At 60.0% G+C, this 23,947-nt stretch carries 24 protein-coding genes and 1 tRNA gene; 15 read left to right on the top strand and 10 right to left on the bottom strand.

The genetic code is table 11. The features are described from left to right. Positions 1 to 26: 26 nt before the first annotated feature. The 4 genes from ACMYUN_RS08075 (at position 27) to ACMYUN_RS08060 (ending at position 3,313) form a co-directional block, all read left to right on the top strand. Positions 27 to 644: a TPM domain-containing protein gene (locus ACMYUN_RS08075; protein ID WP_024011959.1), complete on the top strand. Its 618-nt coding sequence runs from the start codon at positions 27 to 29 to the stop codon at positions 642 to 644. Positions 645 to 900: 256 nt separating this feature from the next. After that, positions 901 to 2,127 carry a class I SAM-dependent methyltransferase gene (locus ACMYUN_RS08070; RefSeq protein ID WP_415763425.1) on the top strand — a complete coding sequence of 409 codons (1,227 nt, stop codon included), beginning with the start codon at positions 901 to 903 and terminating at the stop codon, positions 2,125 to 2,127. Between the two features lie 184 nt (positions 2,128 to 2,311). Continuing rightward, entirely contained in the window at positions 2,312 to 2,893 is a 582-nt protein-coding gene (locus ACMYUN_RS08065; protein ID WP_415763424.1) for a DJ-1/PfpI family protein, read from the top strand. Between the two features lie 75 nt (positions 2,894 to 2,968). Continuing rightward, entirely contained in the window at positions 2,969 to 3,313 is a 345-nt protein-coding gene (locus tag ACMYUN_RS08060; RefSeq protein WP_415763423.1) for a YegP family protein, read from the top strand. Positions 3,314 to 3,371: 58 nt separating this feature from the next. Here the strand turns inward: ACMYUN_RS08060 and ACMYUN_RS08055 are convergent, their stop codons facing one another. After that, positions 3,372 to 4,391 (bottom strand): DUF4917 family protein, encoded by a 1,020-nt coding sequence (locus tag ACMYUN_RS08055; RefSeq protein WP_039762700.1) that lies wholly within the window; start codon positions 4,389 to 4,391, stop codon positions 3,372 to 3,374. Positions 4,392 to 4,545: 154 nt separating this feature from the next. Between ACMYUN_RS08055 and yiaY the strand changes: the two genes are divergently transcribed. After that, entirely contained in the window at positions 4,546 to 5,694 is a 1,149-nt protein-coding gene (yiaY, locus tag ACMYUN_RS08050) for an L-threonine dehydrogenase (protein WP_039762701.1), read from the top strand. On the opposite strand, the gene ACMYUN_RS08045 is transcribed toward yiaY, so the two are convergent. Continuing rightward, entirely contained in the window at positions 5,655 to 6,332 is a 678-nt protein-coding gene (locus ACMYUN_RS08045) for a hypothetical protein (RefSeq protein ID WP_415763422.1), read from the bottom strand. The two genes, yiaY and ACMYUN_RS08045, sit on opposite strands and share 40 nt — an antisense overlap. A 219-nt stretch (positions 6,333 to 6,551) precedes the next feature. Between ACMYUN_RS08045 and ACMYUN_RS08040 the strand changes: the two genes are divergently transcribed. From ACMYUN_RS08040 to ACMYUN_RS08000, 9 genes are all read left to right on the top strand, one after another. Further along, positions 6,552 to 7,838 (top strand): hypothetical protein, encoded by a 1,287-nt coding sequence (locus ACMYUN_RS08040; RefSeq protein WP_415763421.1) that lies wholly within the window; start codon positions 6,552 to 6,554, stop codon positions 7,836 to 7,838. 87 nt (positions 7,839 to 7,925) lie between these two features. After that, entirely contained in the window at positions 7,926 to 8,837 is a 912-nt protein-coding gene (locus tag ACMYUN_RS08035) for a LysR family transcriptional regulator (RefSeq protein ID WP_415763420.1), read from the top strand. Positions 8,838 to 9,084: 247 nt separating this feature from the next. After that, on the top strand, positions 9,085 to 10,278 hold the full coding sequence (locus ACMYUN_RS08030; protein WP_415763419.1) for a CaiB/BaiF CoA transferase family protein: 1,194 nt from the start codon (positions 9,085 to 9,087) through the stop codon (positions 10,276 to 10,278). Continuing rightward, complete coding sequence (locus ACMYUN_RS08025; protein WP_415763418.1) at positions 10,275 to 11,201, top strand: hydroxymethylglutaryl-CoA lyase; 927 nt, start codon at positions 10,275 to 10,277, stop codon at positions 11,199 to 11,201. The genes ACMYUN_RS08030 and ACMYUN_RS08025 overlap by 4 nt, the downstream gene beginning before the upstream one ends. 188 nt (positions 11,202 to 11,389) lie before the next feature. Continuing rightward, on the top strand, positions 11,390 to 12,721 hold the full coding sequence (locus tag ACMYUN_RS08020) for an MFS transporter (RefSeq protein WP_415763417.1): 1,332 nt from the start codon (positions 11,390 to 11,392) through the stop codon (positions 12,719 to 12,721). A gap of 198 nt (positions 12,722 to 12,919) precedes the next feature. Next, positions 12,920 to 13,648: a hypothetical protein gene (locus tag ACMYUN_RS08015; protein ID WP_415763416.1), complete on the top strand. Its 729-nt coding sequence runs from the start codon at positions 12,920 to 12,922 to the stop codon at positions 13,646 to 13,648. A gap of 36 nt (positions 13,649 to 13,684) precedes the next feature. Continuing rightward, entirely contained in the window at positions 13,685 to 14,401 is a 717-nt protein-coding gene (locus tag ACMYUN_RS08010) for a hypothetical protein (protein WP_415763415.1), read from the top strand. A 103-nt stretch (positions 14,402 to 14,504) separates the two neighbouring features. Then, positions 14,505 to 15,143: a LysE family translocator gene (locus ACMYUN_RS08005; RefSeq protein ID WP_039760846.1), complete on the top strand. Its 639-nt coding sequence runs from the start codon at positions 14,505 to 14,507 to the stop codon at positions 15,141 to 15,143. 165 nt (positions 15,144 to 15,308) lie between these two features. Next, positions 15,309 to 15,812 (top strand): DUF4142 domain-containing protein, encoded by a 504-nt coding sequence (locus ACMYUN_RS08000; protein WP_039760848.1) that lies wholly within the window; start codon positions 15,309 to 15,311, stop codon positions 15,810 to 15,812. 170 nt (positions 15,813 to 15,982) lie between these two features. Here ACMYUN_RS08000 and ACMYUN_RS07995 read toward each other — a convergent pair whose 3' ends face one another. Beyond that, positions 15,983 to 16,393 carry a low affinity iron permease family protein gene (locus tag ACMYUN_RS07995; protein ID WP_129999066.1) on the bottom strand — a complete coding sequence of 137 codons (411 nt, stop codon included), beginning with the start codon at positions 16,391 to 16,393 and terminating at the stop codon, positions 15,983 to 15,985. A gap of 160 nt (positions 16,394 to 16,553) precedes the next feature. Here ACMYUN_RS07995 and tam point away from each other — a divergent pair, with 160 nt between their 5' ends. After that, positions 16,554 to 17,324, top strand: a complete 771-nt coding sequence (tam, locus tag ACMYUN_RS07990) for a trans-aconitate 2-methyltransferase (RefSeq protein WP_415763414.1) — start codon at positions 16,554 to 16,556, stop codon at positions 17,322 to 17,324. Positions 17,325 to 17,710: 386 nt separating this feature from the next. Here tam and ACMYUN_RS07985 read toward each other — a convergent pair whose 3' ends face one another. From ACMYUN_RS07985 to atzF, 7 genes are all read right to left on the bottom strand, one after another. Continuing rightward, positions 17,711 to 17,869, bottom strand: coding sequence for a hypothetical protein (locus ACMYUN_RS07985; RefSeq protein ID WP_164488340.1), 159 nt, complete (start codon positions 17,867 to 17,869; stop codon positions 17,711 to 17,713). A 146-nt stretch (positions 17,870 to 18,015) separates the two neighbouring features. Next, positions 18,016 to 18,089: transfer RNA gene (locus tag ACMYUN_RS07980), tRNA-Gly, on the bottom strand. A 157-nt stretch (positions 18,090 to 18,246) separates the two neighbouring features. Beyond that, positions 18,247 to 19,131, bottom strand: a complete 885-nt coding sequence (locus tag ACMYUN_RS07975; protein ID WP_310407703.1) for an alpha/beta hydrolase — start codon at positions 19,129 to 19,131, stop codon at positions 18,247 to 18,249. A 316-nt stretch (positions 19,132 to 19,447) separates the two neighbouring features. Beyond that, complete coding sequence (locus ACMYUN_RS07970; protein ID WP_415763413.1) at positions 19,448 to 20,140, bottom strand: pseudouridine synthase; 693 nt, start codon at positions 20,138 to 20,140, stop codon at positions 19,448 to 19,450. Between the two features lie 33 nt (positions 20,141 to 20,173). Beyond that, complete coding sequence (locus ACMYUN_RS07965; RefSeq protein ID WP_129998879.1) at positions 20,174 to 20,404, bottom strand: cysteine-rich CWC family protein; 231 nt, start codon at positions 20,402 to 20,404, stop codon at positions 20,174 to 20,176. Then, a complete protein-coding gene (locus tag ACMYUN_RS07960; protein ID WP_415763412.1) occupies positions 20,397 to 21,884 on the bottom strand; it encodes a diguanylate cyclase in 1,488 nt (495 codons plus the stop codon). Before ACMYUN_RS07960 ends, ACMYUN_RS07965 begins: the two co-directional genes overlap by 8 nt. Positions 21,885 to 22,163: 279 nt before the next feature. Then, positions 22,164 to 23,936 (bottom strand): allophanate hydrolase, encoded by a 1,773-nt coding sequence (atzF, locus tag ACMYUN_RS07955; protein WP_415763411.1) that lies wholly within the window; start codon positions 23,934 to 23,936, stop codon positions 22,164 to 22,166. Positions 23,937 to 23,947: the final 11 nt, after the last annotated feature.

The raw sequence follows: 23,947 nt of genomic DNA, 5'->3' as shown, positions 1-23,947 counted from the left end.
AGAATAATGAGCAGGCACTTTTCGACATGGCATTACTGACTGAACACGAACAACGCAAAGTCGCCGAGGCCATCGCCCGGGTCGAACGCGACACCGACGCCGAACTGGTCACGGTGCTCGCTGCCCGCGCCGACGATTACGCGTACATCCCGCTGCTCTGGGCCAGCCTGCTGGCGCTGGTGTTGCCGGGCATCGTCCACTACCTCACGGGCTGGCTGACCCTGCGCAGCCTGCTGCTGGTGCAATGGGGCATGTTCATCGTCCTGTGCCTGTTGTTCCGCCTGCCGAAGATCACCACCCATCTGGTCCCGCGCCGCGTACGCCACTGGCGCGCCTCCAACCTGGCGCGGCGGCAATTTCTCGAACAGAACCTGCACCACACCGTGGGCAGCACCGGCGTGCTGATTTTTGTCTGCGAGGCTGAGCGCTATGTGGAGATTCTGGTGGACGAGGGAATTTCCAAACGGCTGGACAACAGCAATTGGGACGCGATTGTCGCGGCGTTTACCGAACAGGTCAGGCAGGGGCGCACGCTTGAAGGGTTTGTCACGTGTGTGGAGGCGTGTGGCGAGTTGTTGAAGGTGCACGTGCCGGTGACGCAGGTGAGGAACGAGTTGCCGAATCGGTTGGTGGTGTTGGGCTGAAGCAGTCGCGCATATTTGGCCTGTGTGGCGAGGGGATTTATCCCCGATCGGCTGCGTAGCAGTCGCAACACCTGCGCGCGTGGTTTGACGGGCCGAACACAGAGGGCCGCTTCGCGCCCCATCGGGGATAAATCCCCTCGCCACAAAGGTCGGTGTCATGGATTTTGCCGTTGGGTAAATAAGAGGATGTCCCCAACCCCCATCCCCCCTAAAATACCCGCCATTCCCGATTCCGCCCGTCCGAGGCCGCTTGTCCATGTCCGTTTCCGCTTCTTCCGCGCCGTCCGCCAAACCGGCCGCCGATCACCACGCCCAGTTCATCGAGCTGCTGCAAACCAGCCTCGGCGACAACGGTTTCATCAAACTGGTGCTGGCCAAGTACGTCGGTGAAGAGGCAGATCTGCAGCGGGTCATCATCAAACCGGTAACGGTCAAGGCGCAGCCGTGTCTGTCCTTCGTTTATCGCTACAAGACCCGCGACATCACCAAGAACCTGCCGCTTGACGAGGGCGTGGCGCTGATTGCCGCTCTGCTACCGACCTCGTTCAAAAATGCGCATTTATTGGCGCTGACCGACGAAGCACAGCTGGAATACAGCAAAAAGGGCAAGAGTTCGCTGTTCAAGAGCAAACCTCAGCAATTGCGCGAAGCGCCGTCCGCCGAGCACAACCGCGAGAAAAACCGCTTTCTCGAACTGAGCCGCCCGTTCCTCAAGGACTTGGGCGTGACCAATGCGCAACACGAGCTGATCCCGGCGATGTCGCGCAAGTGGAAGCAGATCAACAAGTTCATCGAAGTGTTCAGCCATGCCCTGACCTCGTCGCCGCTGGCGCTGGACAAACCGGTGCGGGTCGCCGATTTCGGTTCGGGCAAGGGCTACCTGACGTTCGCCATTCACGACTACCTGCGCAACACGCTGAAGGCCGAGGGCGAAGTCACCGGCGTCGAGCTGCGCGAAGAAATGGTCAACCTGTGCAACACCGCAGCGGCCAAGCTCGAGCATCCGGGGCTGGTGTTCAAGTGCGGTGACGTGCGCACCGTGGCGCCAAGCGAACTGGACGTAATGATCGCCTTGCATGCCTGCGACATCGCCACCGATTACGCGATCCACACCGGCATCCGCTCGGGAGCGTCGATCATCATGTGCTCGCCGTGCTGCCACAAACAGATCCGCCTGCAGATCCAGAGCCCGGCGCTGCTCAAGCCGATGCTGCAATACGGCTTGCACCTTGGCCAACAGGCGGAAATGGTCACCGACAGCTTGCGCGCGTTGTTCCTCGAAGCCTGTGGTTACGAGACCAAGGTGTTTGAATTCATCTCGCTGGAACACACCAACAAGAACAAGATGATTCTGGCGGTGAAACGCGCCGAGCCCGTTAATCCAGCGCAGTTGTTGGCGAAGATCGCAGAGCTCAAGGCCTTCTACCACATCAGCGAACACTGCCTGGAAAGCCTGCTGCGCGCCGACGGTTATATGCCTTAACAGGCAGCTGCAAGCTTCAAGCGGCAAGCTGCAAGTTGAATGATGACGCTGGTGTGCCTGATCTGGGTGACCCTGCTTTTTCTTGAAGCTTGAAGCTTGAAGCTTGAAGCTTGCAGCTTGCAGCTTGCAGCTCAATTTGGGTCTACCTTGAATACTCCCAGACCTTTCCCCGAGGAGTTTCCCCATGGTCGCGAAAAAGATCCTGATGCTGGTCGGCGATTACGTCGAAGACTACGAAGTGATGGTGCCGTTCCAGGCCATGCAGATGGTCGGCCACACGGTCCACGCCGTGTGTCCGGACAAGTCTGCCGGCAGCACTGTACGCACTGCGATTCATGATTTCGAAGGCGATCAGACTTACAGCGAAAAACCCGGTCACCTGTTCGCGCTCAATTTCGATTTCGCCAAGGCCAGCGAAGCCGATTACGACGCGCTGCTGATTCCCGGCGGTCGTGCGCCGGAATATCTGCGGCTGAACGACAAAGTCCTCGAACTGGTGCGCGCGTTCGACAACGCCGGCAAGCCCATCGCAGCGGTCTGCCATGGCGCGCAACTGCTCGCGGCGGCGGGTGTGCTCGAGGGGCGTGAGTGCAGCGCGTATCCGGCCTGCGCCCCGGAAGTGCGCTTGGCCGGCGGCACGTTCATCGACATTCCGGTGACCGAGGGTCACGTTCAGGGAAATTTCGCCACCGCTCCGGCATGGCCCGCGCATCCAAACTGGTTGGCCGGCTTCCTCGGCCTGCTCGGCACCAAAATCACCCTGTAGTCGCAGGCGACAGACCGCGGGGGCTGGTCTTTACTCTGAAGCGCGAGATCTCTCAATCGCCCAGGAGAAACAGGCATGTCCGGATGGTACGAAGTGAGCAAAAGCAGCAACGGCCAGTTCAGGTTCGTGTTGAAAGCGGCGAACGCCGAAACGATTCTGACCAGTGAGCTGTATAGCACCCGCGCCGGTGCCGACGGTGGTATCGCATCGGTTCAGAGCAACAGCCCGCTGGCTGAGCGTTACGAAAAAAAAGCGACGAAGGATGGTCACCCGTATTTCAACCTGAAGGCAGCCAATCACCAGATCATCGGCAGCAGCGAGTCGTATTCATCGGATGGCGCGTGTGACAAGGGCATCGCCAGCGTGAAGGCCAACGGCCCGACGAAAACCATCAAGGACAAGACCCTGCCTGTCCTCTGAAATCCGACATCAACCTGTGGGAGCGAGCCTGCTCGCGAAGGCGTCAGCCCGGCCAATATCAAACCTCAACCGGTACCGACAATTTCGGATCACCCAGCGCATGACTCTTGGCATCAAAGAACCGCAACTCAACCCCGGTACCTTCAAACACCTTGGCGTAGTGACGCTTCTGATGCTGGATGAACGCGGCACTGCGCGGGTAGATCGAGATCGCCACGCACTTCGGTCTGGCGAGGCGCAACGCCCGCACCAGGTGCGCATCCTGCTCGCCCAGCGCGTGGCCGAAGATGCACAGGCTGTTATCGTGGGCCAGTAACTGCTCGTAGCAGAACGACAGATAATCCGAGCTGCGGATGGTCTTCAGCTTGTCCGCACTTGGCCCTTCGGTGACGAACAGTGGCACATCATCCAGCGTCTTGATCGTGTTGTTGATGGCGAAGCTGCCGAGCAGGGTGCCTTCGGTCGAGGTCAGTTTGCGTGCGGTGCCGTCCTGATTGCGCACCAGATGCAGACCACCGTGCAGGTACAGCAGACGCGGTTTGTCGGTGGCGCTCTGGCTCAGATCGAAACTCGCGTCCGCGCCATTGAACAGGTCGTCGATGGCTTCGCCCGGGTGTTGCAGCGCCCAATGGTTGAGCAAGTCGTAGTTGGTGGTGAACACCGTGCGGTAGCGTGCCAGTTCAGCATTGAGCACCGCCAGAGTCGAAGGCTGGACCAGCCGCCACGGGATGTGCACCGCGTGCACGGTGTTGATCAGTGCTTCCTTGATCGCGTAATAGCGATTGCGCGGCGCCGCCGAGCTCACCGCCAGCGCCTTGTTGACCCGGCTGGTGGTTTTCAAGGCGCCCAGCACTTGCTCGAAGCTGCGGGTTTGCAGCGCATCGAACACCGCCAGTTCCGATGGGCTCAGCGGTTTCTCTTCGACCGTACGGGCGTTTTCGAACAGCGAGTCGTAGCCGAAGTCATCCCATACCGCGCGACTGGCGCCGTTGCCCACCAGCAAACCGCTGAAAGCGGTCGTGGCGCGCAGGGCACTCCAGTCTTCGAGGGTGGCATCGACATTGAGAAAATCGGTCATTGCGTGGGCGATCTCAAAACAAAGGGCAGATGGACGGCGACTTTATCACGAGCGGACATTGAGCCAGATCAACATTGCTTGTGACCGATCGGTCGATCCTGTGTGAATCCGCCGAATCGAGGCAGTCGATCCGGCTCCAGTCAGGAGACATACGATGAGCAGCACCTTCTTCATTCCGGCGGTCAACATCATGGGCAGCGGCTGCCTCGACGAAGCCATGCTTGCCATCCGCAATTACGGTTTTCACAAGGCATTGATCGTCACCGACGCCGGGCTGGCCAAGGCCGGCGTCGCCGCGATGATCGCCGAGAAACTGGCGATGCAGGACATCGATTCGGTGATCTTCGACGGTGCCAAACCCAACCCGAGCACAGCCAATGTCGAATCAGGTCTAGGGCTGTTGAAGGAAAGCCGTTGCGATTTCATTGTGTCGCTGGGCGGCGGCTCGCCGCACGATTGCGCCAAGGGCATTGCCCTGTGCGCGACCAATGGCGGGCGGATCGGCGATTACGAAGGTGTCGACCGTTCGAGCAAGCCGCAACTGCCGCTGGTTGCGATCAATACCACCGCCGGTACTGCCAGCGAGATGACGCGCTTCTGCATCATCACCGACGAATCGCGCCACGTGAAAATGGCCATCGTCGACCGCAACGTCACGCCGCTGCTGTCGGTCAACGACCCTGAATTGATGGTCGCGATGCCCAAAGGCCTGACCGCCGCCACCGGCATGGACGCGCTGACCCACGCCATCGAAGCCTACGTATCGACCGCTGCCAACCCGATCACCGACGCCTGCGCTTTGAAGGCCATGAGTCTCATCAGCAGCAACCTGCGCCTGGCCGTGCGCGACGGCAGCGACCTGGCGGCGCGGGAGAACATGGCTTACGCGCAGTTCCTCGCCGGCATGGCGTTCAACAACGCCTCGCTTGGATTTGTCCACGCCATGGCGCATCAACTCGGCGGTTACTACGACTTGCCTCACGGCGTCTGTAACGCCGTGCTGTTGCCGCATGTGCAGAGTTTCAATGCGCAGGTCTGTGCTGATCGCCTGCGGGACGTCGCCCACGCCATGGGCGCGGACATTCGCGGTTTCAGCGCGGAAGAGGGCGCCCAAGCGGCGATCAATGCCATTCGCAGTCTGGCCAAAGATGTCGAGATTCCCGGCGGACTGCGCGAGCTGGGCGCCAAGCTCAGCGACATCCCGGTGCTCGCCGCCAACGCCTTGAAGGACGCCTGCGGACTGACCAATCCGCGGGCGGCGGATCAGCGCCAGATCGAAGAGATTTTCCGCAATGCGTTTTGAATGAAAGCGCGCAGGCGAGCGAAGTCGAACAGTCCTTCGCTTGCTTCTGCGACCACGGCAAATGTCCGCACACGGCCCCAATCTGAAACCTGGCCGGCGATGTTGTGGACAGCGGATATCCGGTACTGCCCGACCGCCAGGGAGGGTGCAGCCGGGGTTTGCCATTTCCGGTCGCTTTCGACCGCTGCTCTGGCAATCTCCATGCCAGTGTCCAGATCGAAAATACTGACGAAACCCTCGGCTCGCGTGACATCTCCTGAAAACATCAGCGGCGTATCGACCTGCGCGCCCTCAATCGGTTCGACAACGCCCGGGACGTCGATCTCGGGCCGCAGTCGCACCTCGTATTCGCGCACTTCACTCCATGCAGACGTGATGCCTGCATAGGTCTGGTGTGCGCGAATCTTCTGCTGGCCCTGGGCCTGGACGCCGTTGATGCTGAACGCCCATCGTCCGTTTTCGCTGACCAGCCCCTCGCCGAGTGAATGAGTGTTTTCAAGGTTCCAGACCTGCACAAGAGCGTGGGGTATGCCGCTACCGAGCAACAAAGTCGCAGGTCCCGTCGTGCTGGCCTCCTCGGGACAGGTGATGGTCGGGGCCGGGGCAGGTTGTGGCATTTGCTCGTCGCGAGTGCTCATCATGCTTCTCGTCCATGGCTGATTTGAATGCTGAGACTGGCATGACGTGCCTGAATTCGAACCTGTAAGAACTACCAGTCATTCAGTCTTTTTTGCACATAGCGTAATTTCGTTTTCTTCTAAAAAACTGTCATTTATGTCAGTTGTCCGGCGTGGCGGCTTCGGGTCGAATGCTCGGAACGAGGGGATCGACGTCGATCTCTTGAGGAGAATGCGAACATGTCGGAATCCACCGCGCCATTGCCCCCAAACGCGCAGTCAGCCGGAGAGCTGGATGCGCTCTTTGGTCTGCGAGCGCTGAAGTTTCCCGGAGCGAGCAAGACCATTGCCAAAGGCGTGGCGATCACTCCGTCGGGGCAGATCATGGTCAGCGCTACCGTCGAGCAATCGGGCCATTCGTACTACGGCCTTGCGCGGCTGGATGCCGATGGCAATCCGGATCCGGCTTTCGGCGAAGGCGGATATCTCAGCGGCCAGTTCGGCACAGGCTCGCTCACGCAAGGCGGGCCGTTGATTGTTGATGCGCTCGGACGGTTCTGGATGTGCGGTGTGATTGGCATGGTCAAAGACAAGACGCTTGAATACCAGCAAGTCATCGCCCGGTTTCTGTCCGATGGCTCGCCGGACATCGAGTTCGGCGGCGACAGGAATGGCTACCGGATTGTGCCCATGCGAATTCCGGCACTCTTTGGGGCCACGCAGGGGCAACTGCTGCTGGCCAAATCCGATCCGCAGCTTGCGCAGCCGGACAGGCTGCTGTTCGTGACCGCGCAAAAGGGCAGTGGCCTGTTGACGCGGTTCAATCTCGATGGCTCGGACGATTTATCGTTCGCCAGCAACGGTTGGCTGCCCCTGTCGCTGCCAGGCGTGGCCATTTCGCTGTCCGGGATCATCCAGCTCGACGATGGACTGATTTTGCTGCATGGCAAAACCGAAATCACCAATCAGGGATTGGTCATGGCATTCGACCACAACGGGAAAGTTGCAGAAGCGTTCGGCGACAAGGGCGTATTGCTATTGAACCTTCAGCGCGATGGCCACCCGCTCGAAAGCCGCGTGGAGCAGATCATTGAGCAAACGGCAGAGCGCTTGCTTCTGTTCGGTTCGGCGGTCGAGTCAACGGAAGGCACGAAACTGCAACATGCGTTCATCAGTGGTATCAACCATACCGGTGAGCTGGACGAAACGTTCAATAGCAAAAATCCTGTGATCACCCCAGCGACACAGCTACTGGATCTCAGGCAATGGACGGCAGGGTTTGCGCTGGACGACATCGCCGGCAAACGGATCGTTGCAGTCGGCCAGACCTCGGGCAGCGCACGGGGCTTGTTGACGGGAGGCTTTCTGGCCGATGGTGCAGTGGATGATTCGTTTGATGTCGAGGGCTCGAGAGACGTTTCGTGGTCAGCCATCGACGCTTGCCTGCAAGGCTCTTCAGTCCTGGTATTGGGGCGCAGGGACGACAGCGCACAATTGGTCCGCTTGTTGACCGCGGCTGTCGCATAACGGCGCAAGACCATCGGACATCGAGCAGGCAGAGGTAAAACCGGGCTATCCTGCCGGCTCGGATGAACCTCTGCCTTCGAGCCCAGCATGCTGCAAAAAAGCCTGATCCGCCGTCTCGACCTGATCACTCTGCAACTGTTCGTCGCCGTCCACGAAGAGGGCACCCTGACCCGTGCGGCTGCGCGCGAAGCCATTGCGGTTTCGGCGGCGAGCAAGCGGCTGATGGAGTTAGAGGAGGCGTTGGGCATCGCTTTGTTCGTGCGCCAGGCCAAAGGCATGGTCCTCACCCCGGCCGGTGAAACCCTGCTGCACCATGCGCGGCAGATGCTCTTCAATGTCGAGAAGATGGGCCTGGAGCTAGGCGAGCACAGCCACGGTGTGCGTGGTTACGTGCGCATGCTGGCCAATCTTTCGGCGATCATTCAATTCCTGCCCGAAGACTTGCGCGACTTCTCCGCGCAGCATCCGCAGGTCAAGACCGACCTTGAAGAACGGCCCAGCGCCGGGGTGATTCAGGGCGTGCTCGACGGCGTTGCGGACCTCGGCATCTGCTCCGACGACAGCGACATCAAAGGTCTGCACAGCGCGCTGTATCGCCAGGACAAACTGGTGGTGGTGATGCTGCCGGAGCATCCGTTGGCTGCGCGGGAATCGGTGGCCTTCGATGAAACCCTCGACAGCGACTACGTTGGTTTGCACGCGGCCAGTTCGATCAACATGCGTACCCATGCAGCGGCGCGGCAGGCCGGTAAAGTCCTGCGCATCCGCATTCATGTGCCGGGATTCGATGCGGTCTGCCGGATGGTCCAGGCGAACATGGGCATCGGCATTCTGCCGCAACGAGCCTATGAGTTGTTTGGTCAGGCATTGGGCTTGCGCGCGGTGCCGTTGACCGATGCGTGGGCGGATCGCGCGCTGATTGTGGTGGTGCGCGATGAGGCGGGGTTGTCGCCGGTGAGCCGGATGTTGTTTGAGCATTTGCGTGAGCAGGGCGCCTGAATCTCTATTGAATGGGCCGGCCTCTTCGCGGGCAAGCCCGCTCCCACAGTTTCCAGCGTGTATGCAAATTGTGCGGCTGACTTTGAACCCTGAGGGAGCGGGCTTGCCCGCGAAGGCGGCTTTGAATTCACCACATCGCTGAAGCATTCGCATTTCGCGAACGCCCATTGCCGAGTGACGGCTGGATTCGCTGACGATCGTTCCTCTAGCCTTGGCGACATATTCCAAGAACAAGAGGTACCCCGCGATGACTGCCCCTTTGAGTGCGATCAAAGTGATCGAGATCGGCACCCTGATCGCCGCGCCATTTGCCGCGCGCATGCTTGCCGAGTTCGGCGCCGAGGTGATCAAGATCGAAGCCATGGGCCAAGGCGACCCGCTGCGCAAATGGCGCAAGCTGCACGAGGGCACGTCGCTGTGGTGGTACCTGCAATCGCGCAACAAGAAATCCCTGGCACTCAATCTCAAATCCGCTGAAGGCATCGAACTGGTCAAGCAACTGGCCGGTGACGCCGACGTGATCATCGAAAACCTGCGCCCCGGTGCGCTGGAAAAACTCGGTCTGGGCTGGGACGTGCTGCATGCGCTGAATCCGAACCTGACCCTGGTGCGTATCTCCGGCTACGGCCAGACCGGCCCGTACCGCGACCGTCCCGGTTTCGGTGCGATTGGCGAGGCCATGGGCGGCATTCGCTACACCACCGGCAATCCCGATTCGCCACCGGCTCGGGTCGGCGTCAGCCTCGGCGATTCGCTGGCCTCGCTGCACGCGGTGATCGGCGCATTGATGTCGCTGCTGCGGGTCAAGACCGGGCAGGGCGGTGGACAGATCGTCGATGTTTCGCTGGCCGAGAGCGTGTTCAACGTCATGGAAAGCCTGGTGCCGGAATACGACATGCTTGGCCATGTGCGTGAACGCAGCGGCGGTGCGCTGCCGGGCATCGCGCCTTCCAACACGTATCTCACGGCGGACGGCGCCTACGTGGTGATTGCCGGCAACAGCGACCCGATCTACAAGCGCCTGATGCACACCATTGGCCGCGCTGATTTGGCCGACGCAGAAGAATTCGCCCACAACGACGGCCGCGCGGCCAAGAGCGGCTTGCTCGATGCAGCCATTACGCACTGGACCAGCAGCCTGCCGATCAACGAAGTCCTGGCTGCTCTCGAAGCTGCCGAAGTGCCGGCCGGGCGCATCTACTCGGTGGCTGACATCGTCGCGGATCCGCACTATCAGGCGCGGGACATGTTGCTCAATGCCGAGTTGCCCGGTGGCGCAACGGTGAAGATGCCCGGCATCGTTCCCAAACTCTCGGAAACCCCCGGCGGAGTGAATTGGTCCGGGCCGAAACTGGGCCAGCACACCGACGCTATTCTGGCCGGGCTGGGCCTGACTGAACTCGACATCGAACGCCTGAAAGGCCAAGGGGTGGTGCAATGATCACTGACTATTCGCAAACCCTGATCGTCCAGGAAGTCTCGCCGCGCGATGGTTTACAGATCGAGCCGACATGGGTGGAAACCGCTGACAAGATCGCCCTGATCAACCAACTGTCGCAGGCCGGATTCAGCCGCATCGAAGCCGGCTCGTTCGTCTCGCCCAAAGCCATTCCGGCCCTGCGTGATGGCGAGCAAGTGTTCAACGGCATTCAGCGTCAGCCAGGGGTGATTTACGTGGCGTTGATCCCCAACCTCAAAGGCGCGCAACGGGCACTGGCGGCGAATGCCGATGAGTTGAATCTGGTTATGTCCGCCAGCCAGACCCACAACCTGGCCAATATGCGCATGCGTTGCGAGGAGTCGCTGGCCGCATTCGCTGACATCGTTGCGTTTGTCAGCGGCTCAGGTGTGCGCCTCAACGGCAGCATCGCCACCACGTTCGGTTGCCCGTTCGAAGGCTACATCGACGAGGATCGCGTGCTGCACATCGTCGACGCTTATCAGGAGCTCGGCATTCAGGGCATCAGCCTCGCCGACACCACCGGCATGGCCAATCCGCGTCAGGTCGATCGCCTGGTGCGGCGCGTTTTGCAGCGGGTTTCGCCGGCCGATCTGACCCTGCATTTCCACAACACTCGCGGCCTTGGGCTGTGCAATGTGCTGGCCGCTTACGAGGCCGGTGCACGGCGCTTCGATGCGGCGTTGGGTGGCCTCGGTGGCTGTCCGTTTGCGCCGGGTGCGTCGGGCAACATCTGCACTGAAGATCTGGTGAATCTGTGCGAAGAAGTCGGCATTCCCACCGGGATCGATTTGCCGCTGCTGCTGGAACTCTCGCGCGGCTTGCCGGCGCTGTTAGGCCACGACGTCCCCGGTCAGTTGGCCAAGGCCGGGCGCAATTGCGATCTGCATCCGATGCCCACCTGAGACACACCAGTACCCCTGTGGGAGCGGGCTTGCCCGCGATGACGGCAGCAAATTCAACGAAAGCGTTAGCTGAACTGACGCCATCGCTGGCAAGCCAGCTCCCACACAAAAGCGCTCCACAGTGAGCGTCATCACCAGACAACAAAAACAATCGGACGCCCATCGGTAGTCCGCCTGGAGAAAAACCTATGAGCCTCAATGTAATGGAGGCGGGCGTGAATCCGTCCGTCGATAACGACGCCGAAAAAGCCCTGGTCAGCAAAGTCGCCTGGCGCCTCATGCCGCTGATCATGGTCTGCTACCTCTTTGCCTTCTTCGATCGCATCAACATCAGCTTCGCCAAATTCCAGTTGCAGACCGACCTGAGCCTCAGCGACACCGCGTATGGCTTGGGCGCCGGGCTGTTCGTGGTCGGTTACGTGCTGTTCGAAGTGCCGAGCAACATGATGTTGTACAAGGTCGGCGCGCGACGCTGGATTGCGCGGATCATGATGTCGTGGGGCGTGGCGACGGCGGCGATGGTCTTCGTCAACAGCGAATGGCAGTTCTATGCGCTGCGCTTCGTGATCGGCGCGATGGAAGCCGGGTTTGCTCCGGGCGTGCTGTATTACCTGACACTGTGGTTTCCGCAGCACTTTCGTGGCCGCATCACCTCGATGCTGTTTCTCGCCTCGGCGTTCGCCGGACTGGTCGGTGCACCGTTCTCGGGGCTGGTGCTGCAACACCTCGACGGCGTGTTGCAGATGCGCGGCTGGCACTGGTTGTTCCTGCTCGGTGGTGTGCCGTGTATCGCCCTCGGTTTTCTCGTGCTGACCCAACTCAAGGACCGCATCGAGGATGCGCACTGGCTGACGGCTGACGAGAAGAAATTGCTCTCCAGCCGCATCGCCCATCACGAGCCACACAAGAGCGGCGGCTCATTGCTCGCGGCGCTGAAAATTCCCGGTTTCCTGACGTTGGGTTTGATCTACTTCCTGATTCAGGTCGCGTCCTACGGCCTGAATTTCTGGGCACCGCAATTGATCCGCAGCGCCGGCACCGAAAGCCCGGTGATGATCGGCCTGCTGACCGCCATTCCGTACATCTGCGGGGCGATCAGCATGGTGGTGATCGGGCGCTTGTCAGACGCCACCGGTGAACGGCGCAAGTTCGTCGCCGGGCTGGTGATCGTCGGTGCGATCGGCTTTTTCAGCGCAGGGATCTTCGCCAGCCACACGACCTTCCTGATCGTCGCGCTCGGCCTGCTCGGTGCGGGCATTATCGCTTCGATTCCGAGCTTCTGGACACTGCCACCGAAGCTGCTGGCGGGCGCCGGTGCCGGCGCGGCAGGCGGGATCGCGGTGATCAATACCTTGGGGCAGTTCGGCGGGATCGTCAGCCCGGTCATGGTCGGGCGCATCAAGGACCTCACCGGCAGCACCACCCCGGCGCTGTACGTCATCGGCGTCGCCGCGCTGATCGCGGCAGCGTTGCTGCTGTGGGGCCTGCCGCAGAAGTTGCGTACGCTTGACAAGTATTGAGATTGGCGGCGTCTGTGATGACGCCTTCGCGAGCAGGCTCGCTCCCACATTTGGAATGCTCTTTCCTGTGGGAGCGAGCCTGCTCGCGAATTCCCACTTCAGACACATGAGAAGATTCGCTGGCCTGATCTGTTGAATCCTCCGATGCAGAAGGGGATAGTGCGCGGCTGCAAATGTCATCAAGGAGCGGGAGTGACAATGAAGTCCATATGGATCAGCGCTACAGCGCTCTGTGGATGGTTGATGGCTGGGCAGGCGTGGGCCGATTGCACGCCGCCTGCGGTCAGCGGGGAAGCGGATTTCTCGCTGTGCAAGGACTGGCCGGCTTATCCACCGCTGACGATCACCGCGCTATCGACGTTTGTGCCCGATCCGGTCTATGGCCAGGACGGCACGGTGGGTTCGTACGATCTGGCTCTGGCCGTCACTACCGCTGGCGGCCCCAAGCCGCTGGCGACCTATCATCAGCCGTCGGCGTTTCTCTCCGATGCCATCGCGCTCGACAATCTGGAACTGGATACCGCGCGCTATAAACTCACGCCCGACCTCCGTGCTTTCGGCGTACGCGCCCATTTCAAAGGCTCGTCACGCGTCAATCCGCTGGATGAAACGCTGCTGTCGCTCTACGTGAAGGAGGGCGACAAACTGCGCCCGGTGCTGGATCGCTTGCTGGTTTACAGCTTCAGCGGCGAATGGGATGGCAACTGCGCGGGCGAGCGAGCAGAGACGGTGCGTACGCTTGAGATGGGCAAGACCAGTTCCCATGGTTATGCGGATATCATTGTCCGCTCAGTCACCACTGGGCTGGTGGGTGAGGGGCCACGCGACACCTGCGAATCGAAGACCACCCACGAAAAACCAGTGCTGACCACGTTGCGTTACGACGGGAAAACCTACGTTTTGCCGCAAGGTTTCAAAGGCGTGTGACCTGCGTCACTGAGACGAATATTTCAAGGAAGAATCATGATTGTGCCTCTCCGAATTTTTATCGCACTCGGCTTGTTTGCGCTTACGGCTCAAGTCCACGCCGCTTGCGAAACCAAAGCCTTCAATGGCGAATACCTGTCGCGTTGCAAGGTCTGGCCCGCTGTGCAGAATCAGGCGATTGCCGTCAAATCCACGTATCTGGCGGATGCGGATGACGAAGACGTCGGGGTATTCGATCTTGACCTTGCAATCGTCAATGCCAGCAACGCCAAACCGATTGCCACTTACCGCAAACCCGGCGCTTACAACTCCGATGCCGTGCGTTTCGACGATCTGCGCATCGACACCGCGCGCTATCGCCTGGCAGAGGATGTTCGCGCATTTGGCTTGCGTTCGAAGTTCGTCCACAGTTCCCACGCAATTCCTTACGAGAAAACCGATCTGGCCTTGTATGTCCGCGAAGGCAATCAGTTGCGCCCGGTGCTGGAAGGCTTGGTGGTCTACAAGAACAACGGGGAGTTCAGCGGCGACTGCGAGGGCTACCTCAAACAGGTACGCCGCACCGTTGAGATCGCTGAGTCCAGTCATCATGGTCTCGCCGATCTGATCGTTACCAGCCGTGGCAGCAAGATGAAAAACACTCAGTCGGGTAAAGAGTGCCTGTCGAAAACCACCCACCTGAAGACAACCCAAGTCAGCTTGATCTACGACGGCCAGCAATATGTCGTCCCTGAAAACCTCAGAGGTTATTGAATCGAAAAACGTCTCCGGGCATGCGTTTCACGACGCGCAGTGATCGGACGTGTTCGGCTGAGATAGACTCTGCGCCACGTGTTCTGGCGCTTGCAGGTTTTCCATGACTCCATCATTGCTGTTGGCCGTTCTGGCTTCGGGTTTCATCTACGGGATCACGCCGGGTCCGGGTGTGCTGGCGGTGTTCGGCATTGGCGCGGCGCATGGGCGGCGGGCCGGGGCGGGGTTTCTGTGTGGGCATCTGCTCGGCGATGTGGTCTGGTGCAGCACGGCGCTGGTGGCGATTGTCGGTGCGCGGGAGATCGGCAGCACCGCCTTCGATGTGCTCGGCGTGCTCAGCGCGGTGTATCTGTTCTGGCTCGGCTGGCGTGCAGTGCGTGCCCAGCGCCGTAGCGGCGACGAGGCGCGAGGGGCGGCGCGGCAGCCGTTCTGGCACGGCATTGTCTTCGGCCTGACCAATCCCAAGGCCTACCCGGTGGCGGTGGCGACCTTCACGGCGCTGCTGTCGAGCCGCGCTGAACTGCTCAACTGGTCGATGCTGCCGGCGCTGATCGCCCTGAGTTTTATCGGCGGCGCGCTGGCTTACGCAATCCTCATCGGCGTGGTTGGCGCGCAGCGAGTGCGCACGGTGTATCAACGTCACGAATTGCTGATCACCCGTTTGTGCGGCGTGATGTTTATCGGTTTTGCCATTAACGCACTGGTGCACGCGCTGCCGGGTTTGATGCCCGACAAGGGCTGATGCTGAGCAAATAGTGACTGAACCGTTCGTCGCGCCTGCGGCAGTTTTTCTAAACCTTTGACCGTAAAAGCCTTCCTAACTGAGGCGGACAATTGTCCGCCGCGACTATTTGAGCAGCGGGCGAATCACGGCCCGCTTGAATTTTCCACGAAGGAGGGCGCGACCATGAGCCGGATGGCCACCCGTTTACGTAACGCCAGTTTTGCAACCCTGCTGGGCCTGTGCGCCAGCACTGCGTTCGCCCAGTCGCCAGCCGAATTCATCAACGATGCCTCCGCCAAAGGCATGGCCGACATCGAAGCCAGCCGTCAGGCCCATGGCAAGACCGAATCGAAAGAGGTCAAGGATTACACTATCGTTGTCATCAACGACCGCACCACGGCCAACCAGCATCTGGCGAAAATCGCCAAGAAACTCGACCTGCCGGTGGCCCCCCGCGAAGAGCTCGCCGACAAGGCCAAAGAGCTGATGCCGGAAGTGAAGGACGGCGCGACGTTTGATCAGGCCTACGCCGCGAGCCAGGTCAAAGCGACTGAAGAGGCCATCACCCAGATCGAGCAGCAGGCGCAAACCACCGACGTGCCGGAAATCAAAGCGTTTGCCGATGAGACCTTGCCGAAACTGCAAAGCCATCTGGAGAAGGCTCGAGCGTTGCAGGCCAGTCGTTAACTTCGCCTTATTGTTGTAGCGCGAGCGAGACCTTCAGTTGAAATGCGGTGCTTGCCCTGTGGGAGCGAGCCCGCTCGCGAAAGCGGTGTCTCAGTCAATGATGTGTTGACTGACCCTCCGTTTTCGCGAGCAGGCTCGCTCCCACAGTTGTGGTTACGCACTGGATTTGCTCAGCACTCATTCAAATCCTGCTTTGGCTTGCTCTTGTCGCCAAGCCCTTCGAGATCGAACACCTGATTTTCACCCAATGCTCGGTAGTGCTGGCGCAGCGCCTCCAATTGCTGCAAATCCAGCGCCTCCAGCCCGAGCATTGCGTTCTGCGCCTCCTTGTTCACCCGCAATAGCTCATCGAGCTTCAAATGCAGAATGTCGGTATCGCGGTTCTGCGTGTTCTGAATCAGGAACACCATCAGGAACGTGATGATCGTCGTCGATGTATTGATGATCAGCTGCCAAGTGTCGTTGTAACCAAAAATCGGCCCGCTCAAACCCCACAACCCGATCAGGATCAACGCCCCCATGAACGTCTTCGGGCTACCGGCCCACAGGGCAAGTTTTTGGGCAATCTTGGCGAATTTCATGATGGGAGTCCTTGTTTTGGGAGCTTGAAATTCAGACATCAGCGTTGCGCTGAAAATTCTGTTTACAAGTTTCGGTGCAGGACTTTGGTAGGGAAGGCGTGCCGCACGGATCGCTGTATTGTGTCGGCAGTTGCCAGAACACCCTCGACAGGAGAACGCAATGAGCTGGTCTGCCAAGCAATACGTCGCTTTCGAAGATGAACGCACCCGCCCGGCCCGTGATCTGCTGGCGGCAATACCCACGGAGCACGCGCGGGCGGTGGTGGATATTGGTTGCGGGCCGGGCAATTCCACCGAGTTGCTGGTGCAGCGTTTTCCCGAGGCCAAGGTCAGTGGCCTGGACAGTTCGGCGGACATGATCGCCGCCGCGCGCAAGCGCTTGCCCGATGTGCAGTTCGAGGTGGCCGAGATCGACAAGTGGACCGATGAAGGCCCGTTCGATGTGATCTTTGCCAATGCAGTGTTGCAATGGGTGCCTGATCACGCTTCGTTGCTGCCAGCCTTGGCGAGCAAGCTTTCAGATGGTGGCAGCCTGGCGATTCAGATGCCGGACAACCTCAACGAACCGTCCCACCGTTTGATGCGTGAAGTCGCCGCCAATGGGCCGTGGGCGAGCAAGCTCGCAGACGCTGCCGGGCAGCGTACCGACATGGCCAGTGCCAGTGATTATTTTTCAATGCTGCGGCCGCACTGCGCGCGGGTCGATGTGTGGCGCACCACCTATCACCACCAACTTCGCGATGGTGCGGCGGGGGTGGTGGAGTGGTTCAAGGGCAGCGGGTTGATTCCATTCCTGAGCCCGTTGACCGAGGAGGAACGGGCGCAGTATCTGCAGCGGTATCTGGCGGAAGTTGCCAAGGCTTATCCGGCCTTGGCTGACGGCTCGGTGCTGCTGCCGTTTCCACGGCTGTTTATTGTTGCGACTCGCTGAATCACGCCGCTAACTTTCTTGAGTTCGCCACGTTATCTCATGTCGGCGCATCTCTTGAACACAACCCGGTCAGTTCCTCAAGGCCGAGGAATATATCGAGCAGACTCTCGCTGCGCTCGCCAACTGGAAGAAAGTATTAACTCGATTGAATGTCCCGCACAAAGCCGGGGAGCCGATCTTCAATGTACTGGCGAGGCTGCATCTGGATTTCGAGGAAGCAAGCTGCAGACGGGTGGGCAGCATTGTTCGTTCTGATAGATGTTGACGCTGACATTTCAAATCCCAGCCGCTAAAAAGCGACCAGCAAGGCAATTCCAACACGCCGTGACAACTGCCCAATAAAAAGCCCGGCGCGTGCCAGGCTCTACTTTACTCTCTCAGCACCGTCACGCTTGCTTCTCACGTGCCGCCAGCATCACTTCAATCTGCTTTTTGGTAGCTTCGGTCAGCACTTCGCTGTAAACACGCTTTTTCTCCTCCGATTTAGCATTTCGGATGAAGTCTGCGAACGGACTGGTGGATTCCTTTTCGGATCCGAATTTCATGTGATTGCTCCGTCTGTGATCCTCTGAATTGGTCTGCGCTGGTAACCAGATCTCAAATCCCACGCACAAAAAAACCGGCCATCAAGACCGGTTTTTTCCATTCCTGCATCCCGCGTCAGACGACACAACGCGAGATCAATATTCGGTGGAGCGGGTAGAGGGAATCGAACCCTCATCTAAAGCTTGGGAAGCTTTCGTTCTACCACTAAACTATACCCGCTCAGAGCGGCTGACTTTGTACCAGACTCGGCCACGGATTTGAAGTTTTCTTTTCTCTGCGAGGGCCTTGCCACGCAGAAATCGGTCGATCGCGAGCAAGGGCTGCGCCGGTGCAACAGGCACTTCAAGCTTGCAGCCTTGCCCGCGATGACGCTGTTTCAAATGGCCAGGGCATGGTGATCCTGCATAAACGAGTAGCGCGTTCGGCTGGCTTGCGGCGCAGGTTTCAGGAAGCCGAGCAGAGCGTTCTGGCTGTCGCGGCAGGCGGCTTTGTGCTCCATGTCGAGGAAGTGCCCGGTGGCTTGCAGGGTAGTGAAGCTGCTGTGCGCTACGTGATTGCCAAACAGGCGTGCGTCTTCAGCGGCGGTGTATTCGTCCCATTCACCGTTCAGGAACAGCACCGGCACGTTGATCTTTTTCGCCGCATTCAGATAGCACTGGCGATCGCTGTGCAGGACGTCGTTGATGTGAAAGTGCATCTGCCCGTATTCATGCTCGGCGAGGCTGCTGACGTGGCGATAGTTGAAGCGTTTGAACAGCGACGGCAGGTGTTTGCCAATCGTGTTGTTGACCAGATGGCCGACCCTGTCGCCGTCGCGGCTGCCGAGGTAATCGACGCCGCGCTCAAGGTAATCGAGCATGTGCGCATTGATCACCGGCGAGAACGAGCTGATCACGGCTTTTTCGATGCGCCGGGGCTGCTGGGCGAGGGCGACCAATGTTGCCGCACCGCCCCAGGAGAACGACAGCACGTGCTCGGCAGCGAAGTGGTCGATCAGCTCCAGCAGAATCTGCCCTTCGACTTCCTTCGTCAGATGTTTCTCATGCCGGTTGTGGGCTTTTGACCGACCCGCATAGGGCTGGTCGTAGCAGACCACGTTGAATTGCGGGTGCAGGTTTTTCACGGTCTGTGCAAACGACGCAGTCGTGGCCATCGAGCCGTTGACCAGAATGATGGTCTTTTCTGCGGCGTCTGCGCGATAGAACTCCGTGTAAACCCGATACTGACCCTGTATATCCAGCACAGCGATTTCTGGCCTCATGTCATAAGACTCCTGGCAAGCAAGCGGGTATGCGCGCAATCGAGATTGCACGAGCTTTGTGACAGGTAGGCATACGCCTGGAATTTGCTGGCCCATGTCGATCCGGTACGGCAGGTCGACGGGTGTTGTTATTGGCGGGCAGATTGCCGGCTGAGGCGCAGCCCTTGAGGGCAGACGACCGACAAAAAGTTTCTTGGAAGTATGTGGTGACTCATCGGTCACATTTCGGCCGACGTCCTGATTCAAGCAGGGGACTCGGGATCACGCAAGTGCCGTCGGCAAATTGTTCGACAACTTCGGCTGAGCGGTCGGCGGCTTAGAACAAATGAATCTCTTCGGTGCGCAAAGCGCGGTACTCGCCCGGTTTTAGCGCGTGATCGAGCGCCAGTTCACCCACGGATTCGCGGTGCAGGCGCAAGACTTTGTTGTTGAAAAACCCAAACATGCGCTTGACCTGATGGTAGCGGCCTTCAACGATGCTCAGCCGTGCCGAGCGTGGACCAAGCAGCTCAAGCTGCGCCGGTAGCGTGGTCAGATCTTCGAAAGCGAAGTAAATGCCCTCGGCAAATTTCAACGCGTAGCTCGCGTCGATATCCTGTTCGGTTTCGACGTAATAGACCTTCGGCAGTCTGGTTTGCGGCTGCGTCAGGCGCCGCGACCAGGCGCCGTCATTGGTGATCAGCATCAGCCCGGAGGTGTTGAAATCCAGACGTCCGGCGATGTGCAGGTCAGCCTTGTCCGGCTCATCGAGCAGGTCGAGCACGGTCGCATGCTGCGGATCGCGAGTGGCGCTGACGCAGCCTGGCGGTTTGTGCAGCATAAAATAGCGCGCATGTTTACCGCTTTGCAGCACCTCATCGTCGACTTCGACCCGGCTGAATTCCAGCACGTCACTGTGCGGGTCGCTGACGACTTTCCCGTCAATCCGTACGCGCTTTTCTACCAGCAACAGGCGAACCTGCTGACGGTTGTAGCGGGGCAGATTGCTGAGGAAACGGTCGACGCGCATGGTCAGAATTCAACGGACAAAGGGCCGCGCATCTTACGGGATCGGCCGCCGGCCTGCTTGCAGTTGCGCTTCGACCTGCGCGCAACGCGGGCACAGGCAGGCTTGATTGCGCAACTCGACCGGCAGCGCCTCGAGCACCGCCGGGTCGATGGTTACGCCGTAACACCAGCATTCGCGGTCGGCGGTGCGTGGGTCGGCGAGGCTGCAGTCGTTGCGGGCACCGCAGGCCGGGCAGTGGTCGGGTTTAACGTCGTTATCAGGCATAGGTCGAGTGCGGCATTTCCATGCAGGTGCGGTTGCGCCCGGTTTGCTTGGCGCGGTACATCGCATGATCGGCCCGCGACAGCAGAGTGTGCAAGGTGTCATCGCGTTGCACGGTGGTGGCGCCGATGCTCACGGTCAGATGCAGGCTGTGGCCATCGTAGGCATATTCGTGTTGCTCGACGTGTTGACGGATTTTTTCGGCGATTTTCTGCCCGGTCTCGCCGTCGGTATCTTTCAACAGAACGATAAACTCTTCACCGCCCCAGCGGCAGACGATGTCGGCGTGACGCAGGCAACTTTGCAGGTCACGGGCGAAACCGATCAACACCTGATCGCCGGCCATGTGGCCGTAGGTGTCGTTCAAGGCTTTGAAGTGGTCGAGGTCGAGCAACAACGCGGTCAGCGGCCTGGTTTCTCGTTGGGCCTCGTGCAGCGCTTGCGCGGCGAGGATGTCGAAACCGCGTCGGTTCGGCAGTTCAGTGAGACTGTCGAGGGTGGCGTGCGCCTGAATCTTCGCCTGGAAGCGCTTGATGACCCGATTGAGCAGCGCCAGCACGATCAACGTCACCAGCAGGCAGATCAGCAGATTGAGATACAGCGACTGGCGGATCTCGCTCAGCGCGCCATCCTCGCGTTTATCGACGAACAGGTACCAGTTCAACTCGGGGATAAACCGCACGTTGAGAAAATGCCCTTGGCCCTGAGTGGAATATTCGTAGCTGCCGCTGTGCGGCTTGGGCAACTGGCTGACCAGACTTTTCATGCTCTCCAGTTCGCCAAGACTCTGGCCGATGTGCGCGCCATCCGGGCCACCCTCGGCACCGGTCAATACGAGGCGGCCGAAGGTATCGACGAAGTACACGCTGCGTTGATAGCGCTGTTGATACTTGTCGATCAGCTTGATCACCGCGTCCACGGTCAGGCCCACGCCCGCTGCACCGATGAAGCGGTTGTGGTAGTCGTAGACCTTGTAGTTGATGAAGAACGTCAGGTTGTCCTTATTCGCCAGATCCGGGTCGACGTTGATCTCGTACGGGTCCTGCATGTCGCGCACGCGGAAGTACCAGGTGTCGCGCGGCTCGTCGACTTTGACCTGCTTGAGCACGCCTTTGGCGTGGTAGTAGGTGAGCGTGGCATTGGAAACGAAGAACGCCGTGTAGGCGCCGTAATGGGTCATGACCTCGTCGAGATAGCGGGTCATCTGCTCGGGATTCTGCTCGCCGTTAACCACCCAGTCGCGCATGAACGTGTCACGGGACATCATCGAGGAAATCAGGATCGGCCGGACCAGATCTTTCTGGATTTCCGAATAGACCGTGTCGGAGGTCAGTGGCAGTTCAGTGTTGACGATGTTGTCGCGGATCGACTCGCGGGAGGCGAAGTAGCTCAACAGTGACGTGGCGAGAAAGCCGGCGCCGAGCAGGGCGACCAGGGTGAGCACCAGGGAACGTTGCGAGTACAAGGGAGAACGAAGCGGCATGGCAGATCCGTTGGCAGTGGCCCGATGGGATGCATTCTAGTGGGATGGTCGGGAAAACACTGCGGGATTTGTGCCTGAAATGGCGGGGGATATGACGTAGCGGTGTGTCAGGGAAATCGCAGCCCCTCACCCCAGCCCTTTCCCGGGTGAGAGGGAGCTGGATTGTGGGTGATGGAAAATCTGTGATCGACTCGGTATCAGCCAATGGCAACCGATGGACAATCGCCTCACCCTGGCCCTCTCCTGGGGGAGAGGGCCAGGGTGAGGCGAGCTTTCGGATCAGCCCCGGGATGCCAGATACGCCCGCCATCCCCCCAAATGACTGATATCCACCGCACCCTCCAACCCATACGGCTCACAGATAAACCCGCTCTCCCAGCGCCCATCCGCCAGTTGCACCTTGCCCAACCCGAGCGGCGCCGGAATTCCGGTCAGAAACGAGCCCAATTCGCTGCTCGGCAATTCCCACACCTCCACGGCAATCGCCACGCCGGCGTCCTTGACCCGTACCATGCCCGGCCGCAATGGCGGGCCGCCGGCGAGGGCGTGCAGTCGATAGTCCGGCGAACTGAACGTGGTTTCCAGCAAGCGCCCGCCACGCTGGGTCAGTTGCCAGTTCAACGCCAGCCCTTGCAGGTGCGCGCCACACACCACCAATCGAGCGCGGTCATTGCGCGCAGGGTTTGCCGGAACTGGCAGGGCACTGTCCTGCTGGCGCTGCAAGGCATCGGCCACGCTCAACAGATACTGATCGGTAAACACCCGCCCGAACAACGTCACGCCCCACGGCAAACCGTTGCTCATGAACGCGGTCGGCACGGCGACGGCGGCGTAGTCGAGCAGGTTCATGAAGTTGGTGTAATAGCCGAGTTCGGAATTGCGCAGCACCGGCTCGGCCGCAAGCTCGGCCAACGTCACTGGACGGCCGATGGTCGGCGTCAGTACGCAGTCGAGATTTTCCAGGGCCTCGTCGCAGAGGGCCTTCAGCGCCTGCAATCGATATTGCGCGCGGAAGGTCTGCACGCCAGTCACTGCCGGAGCCTTGGCCAGCACCGCACGGATCACTGGCAGCACCGCTTCGGGATTCTGCTCCATCAGCTCACCGGCGACGCTGTAACGCTCGGCGACCCAAGGCCCGTCGTAAAGCAACCGCGCTGCTTCGAGAAATGGCGACAGGTCCAGTTCGACCGCTTCGCCACCCAGAGCCTTGAGCCGTTCGATGGCCGCTGCGAACAGTTGCGGCCCTTCGTTGCAGCCGAAAAATTCAAGGTCCTGCGCCCGTGGCACGCCGAAGCGAAACGGCCGTACCGCGCCGAATGCCGAGCCGTCGTTCCATGCCGGGTTGCGTCGGCTGTATTCATCGCGAGCATCATGTTTGGCTGTCAACGCCAACAACTGACTGGCCTCGCGAGCAGTGGCGGTGAAGGTGGTTACGCAGTCCAGCGTGCGGCACGCCGGCAGCACGCCAGCGGTGGAAATCAGGCCCTTGCTCGCCTTCAAGCCCACCAGATTATTCAGCGCCGCCGGCACCCGCCCGGAACCGGCGGTGTCAGTGCCCAAGGCAAAACTCGCCACACCTAGCGCTACCGCCAGGGATGAACCCGCGCTGGAACCGCCGGACGGATACTCCGCCAGCACACTGTTCGGGCACGCACCATAAGGCGAGCGGCTGCCATTGAGGCCGGTGGCGAACTGATCAAGATTGGTCTTGCCCAGCGGAATCGCCCCCAGCGCCAATAGCTGCTCGACGATGGTCGCCGACTGCTGCGGCACATAGGCGAACGCCGGGCACGCGGCGGTGGTGGGAATGCCGGCCAGATCGATGTTGTCCTTGATCGCGAACGGCACGCCATACAGCGGCAGACTGTCGAGGTCACGACCGTCGAGAGCGGCCAGATACGGCTCCAGTTCATCTACGCTGAGCAGGTGGATGAACAGGTGATAGTCGGGATTCAGCGCAGCGGCTTTTTCGCGCAATTGCAGCAGCAGTTGGCGCGGTGTGGTGTCGCCATTGCGATAGGCGTGGCGCAGTGCATCGAGTTGCAGATTCATCGGTTGATCCT

Origin of the sequence: Pseudomonas sp. CP4 (assembly GCF_047758505.1) — a bacterium.
In the GTDB taxonomy this organism is placed as follows: domain Bacteria; phylum Pseudomonadota; class Gammaproteobacteria; order Pseudomonadales; family Pseudomonadaceae; genus Aquipseudomonas; species Aquipseudomonas fluorescens_AO.
The sequence above is the reverse complement of the archived record's forward strand: the minus strand, read 5'-3'. Positions and strand labels throughout refer to the sequence as shown.

What these genes read in the sequence shown, in the direction of transcription:
- ACMYUN_RS08075 (WP_024011959.1), top strand. Translation starts at nt 27, where the DNA reads ATGGCATTACTGACTGAACACGAACAACGCAAAGTCGCCGAGGCCATC.
- ACMYUN_RS08070 (WP_415763425.1), top strand. Translation starts at nt 901, where the DNA reads ATGTCCGTTTCCGCTTCTTCCGCGCCGTCCGCCAAACCGGCCGCCGAT.
- ACMYUN_RS08065 (WP_415763424.1), top strand. Translation starts at nt 2,312, where the DNA reads ATGGTCGCGAAAAAGATCCTGATGCTGGTCGGCGATTACGTCGAAGAC.
- ACMYUN_RS08060 (WP_415763423.1), top strand. Translation starts at nt 2,969, where the DNA reads ATGTCCGGATGGTACGAAGTGAGCAAAAGCAGCAACGGCCAGTTCAGG.
- ACMYUN_RS08055 (WP_039762700.1), bottom strand. Translation starts at nt 4,391, where the DNA reads ATGACCGATTTTCTCAATGTCGATGCCACCCTCGAAGACTGGAGTGCC.
- yiaY (WP_039762701.1), top strand. Translation starts at nt 4,546, where the DNA reads ATGAGCAGCACCTTCTTCATTCCGGCGGTCAACATCATGGGCAGCGGC.
- ACMYUN_RS08045 (WP_415763422.1), bottom strand. Translation starts at nt 6,332, where the DNA reads ATGAGCACTCGCGACGAGCAAATGCCACAACCTGCCCCGGCCCCGACC.
- ACMYUN_RS08040 (WP_415763421.1), top strand. Translation starts at nt 6,552, where the DNA reads ATGTCGGAATCCACCGCGCCATTGCCCCCAAACGCGCAGTCAGCCGGA.
- ACMYUN_RS08035 (WP_415763420.1), top strand. Translation starts at nt 7,926, where the DNA reads ATGCTGCAAAAAAGCCTGATCCGCCGTCTCGACCTGATCACTCTGCAA.
- ACMYUN_RS08030 (WP_415763419.1), top strand. Translation starts at nt 9,085, where the DNA reads ATGACTGCCCCTTTGAGTGCGATCAAAGTGATCGAGATCGGCACCCTG.
- ACMYUN_RS08025 (WP_415763418.1), top strand. Translation starts at nt 10,275, where the DNA reads ATGATCACTGACTATTCGCAAACCCTGATCGTCCAGGAAGTCTCGCCG.
- ACMYUN_RS08020 (WP_415763417.1), top strand. Translation starts at nt 11,390, where the DNA reads ATGAGCCTCAATGTAATGGAGGCGGGCGTGAATCCGTCCGTCGATAAC.
- ACMYUN_RS08015 (WP_415763416.1), top strand. Translation starts at nt 12,920, where the DNA reads ATGAAGTCCATATGGATCAGCGCTACAGCGCTCTGTGGATGGTTGATG.
- ACMYUN_RS08010 (WP_415763415.1), top strand. Translation starts at nt 13,685, where the DNA reads ATGATTGTGCCTCTCCGAATTTTTATCGCACTCGGCTTGTTTGCGCTT.
- ACMYUN_RS08005 (WP_039760846.1), top strand. Translation starts at nt 14,505, where the DNA reads ATGACTCCATCATTGCTGTTGGCCGTTCTGGCTTCGGGTTTCATCTAC.
- ACMYUN_RS08000 (WP_039760848.1), top strand. Translation starts at nt 15,309, where the DNA reads ATGAGCCGGATGGCCACCCGTTTACGTAACGCCAGTTTTGCAACCCTG.
- ACMYUN_RS07995 (WP_129999066.1), bottom strand. Translation starts at nt 16,393, where the DNA reads ATGAAATTCGCCAAGATTGCCCAAAAACTTGCCCTGTGGGCCGGTAGC.
- tam (WP_415763414.1), top strand. Translation starts at nt 16,554, where the DNA reads ATGAGCTGGTCTGCCAAGCAATACGTCGCTTTCGAAGATGAACGCACC.
- ACMYUN_RS07985 (WP_164488340.1), bottom strand. Translation starts at nt 17,869, where the DNA reads ATGAAATTCGGATCCGAAAAGGAATCCACCAGTCCGTTCGCAGACTTC.
- ACMYUN_RS07975 (WP_310407703.1), bottom strand. Translation starts at nt 19,131, where the DNA reads ATGAGGCCAGAAATCGCTGTGCTGGATATACAGGGTCAGTATCGGGTT.
- ACMYUN_RS07970 (WP_415763413.1), bottom strand. Translation starts at nt 20,140, where the DNA reads ATGCGCGTCGACCGTTTCCTCAGCAATCTGCCCCGCTACAACCGTCAG.
- ACMYUN_RS07965 (WP_129998879.1), bottom strand. Translation starts at nt 20,404, where the DNA reads ATGCCTGATAACGACGTTAAACCCGACCACTGCCCGGCCTGCGGTGCC.
- ACMYUN_RS07960 (WP_415763412.1), bottom strand. Translation starts at nt 21,884, where the DNA reads ATGCCGCTTCGTTCTCCCTTGTACTCGCAACGTTCCCTGGTGCTCACC.
- atzF (WP_415763411.1), bottom strand. Translation starts at nt 23,936, where the DNA reads ATGAATCTGCAACTCGATGCACTGCGCCACGCCTATCGCAATGGCGAC.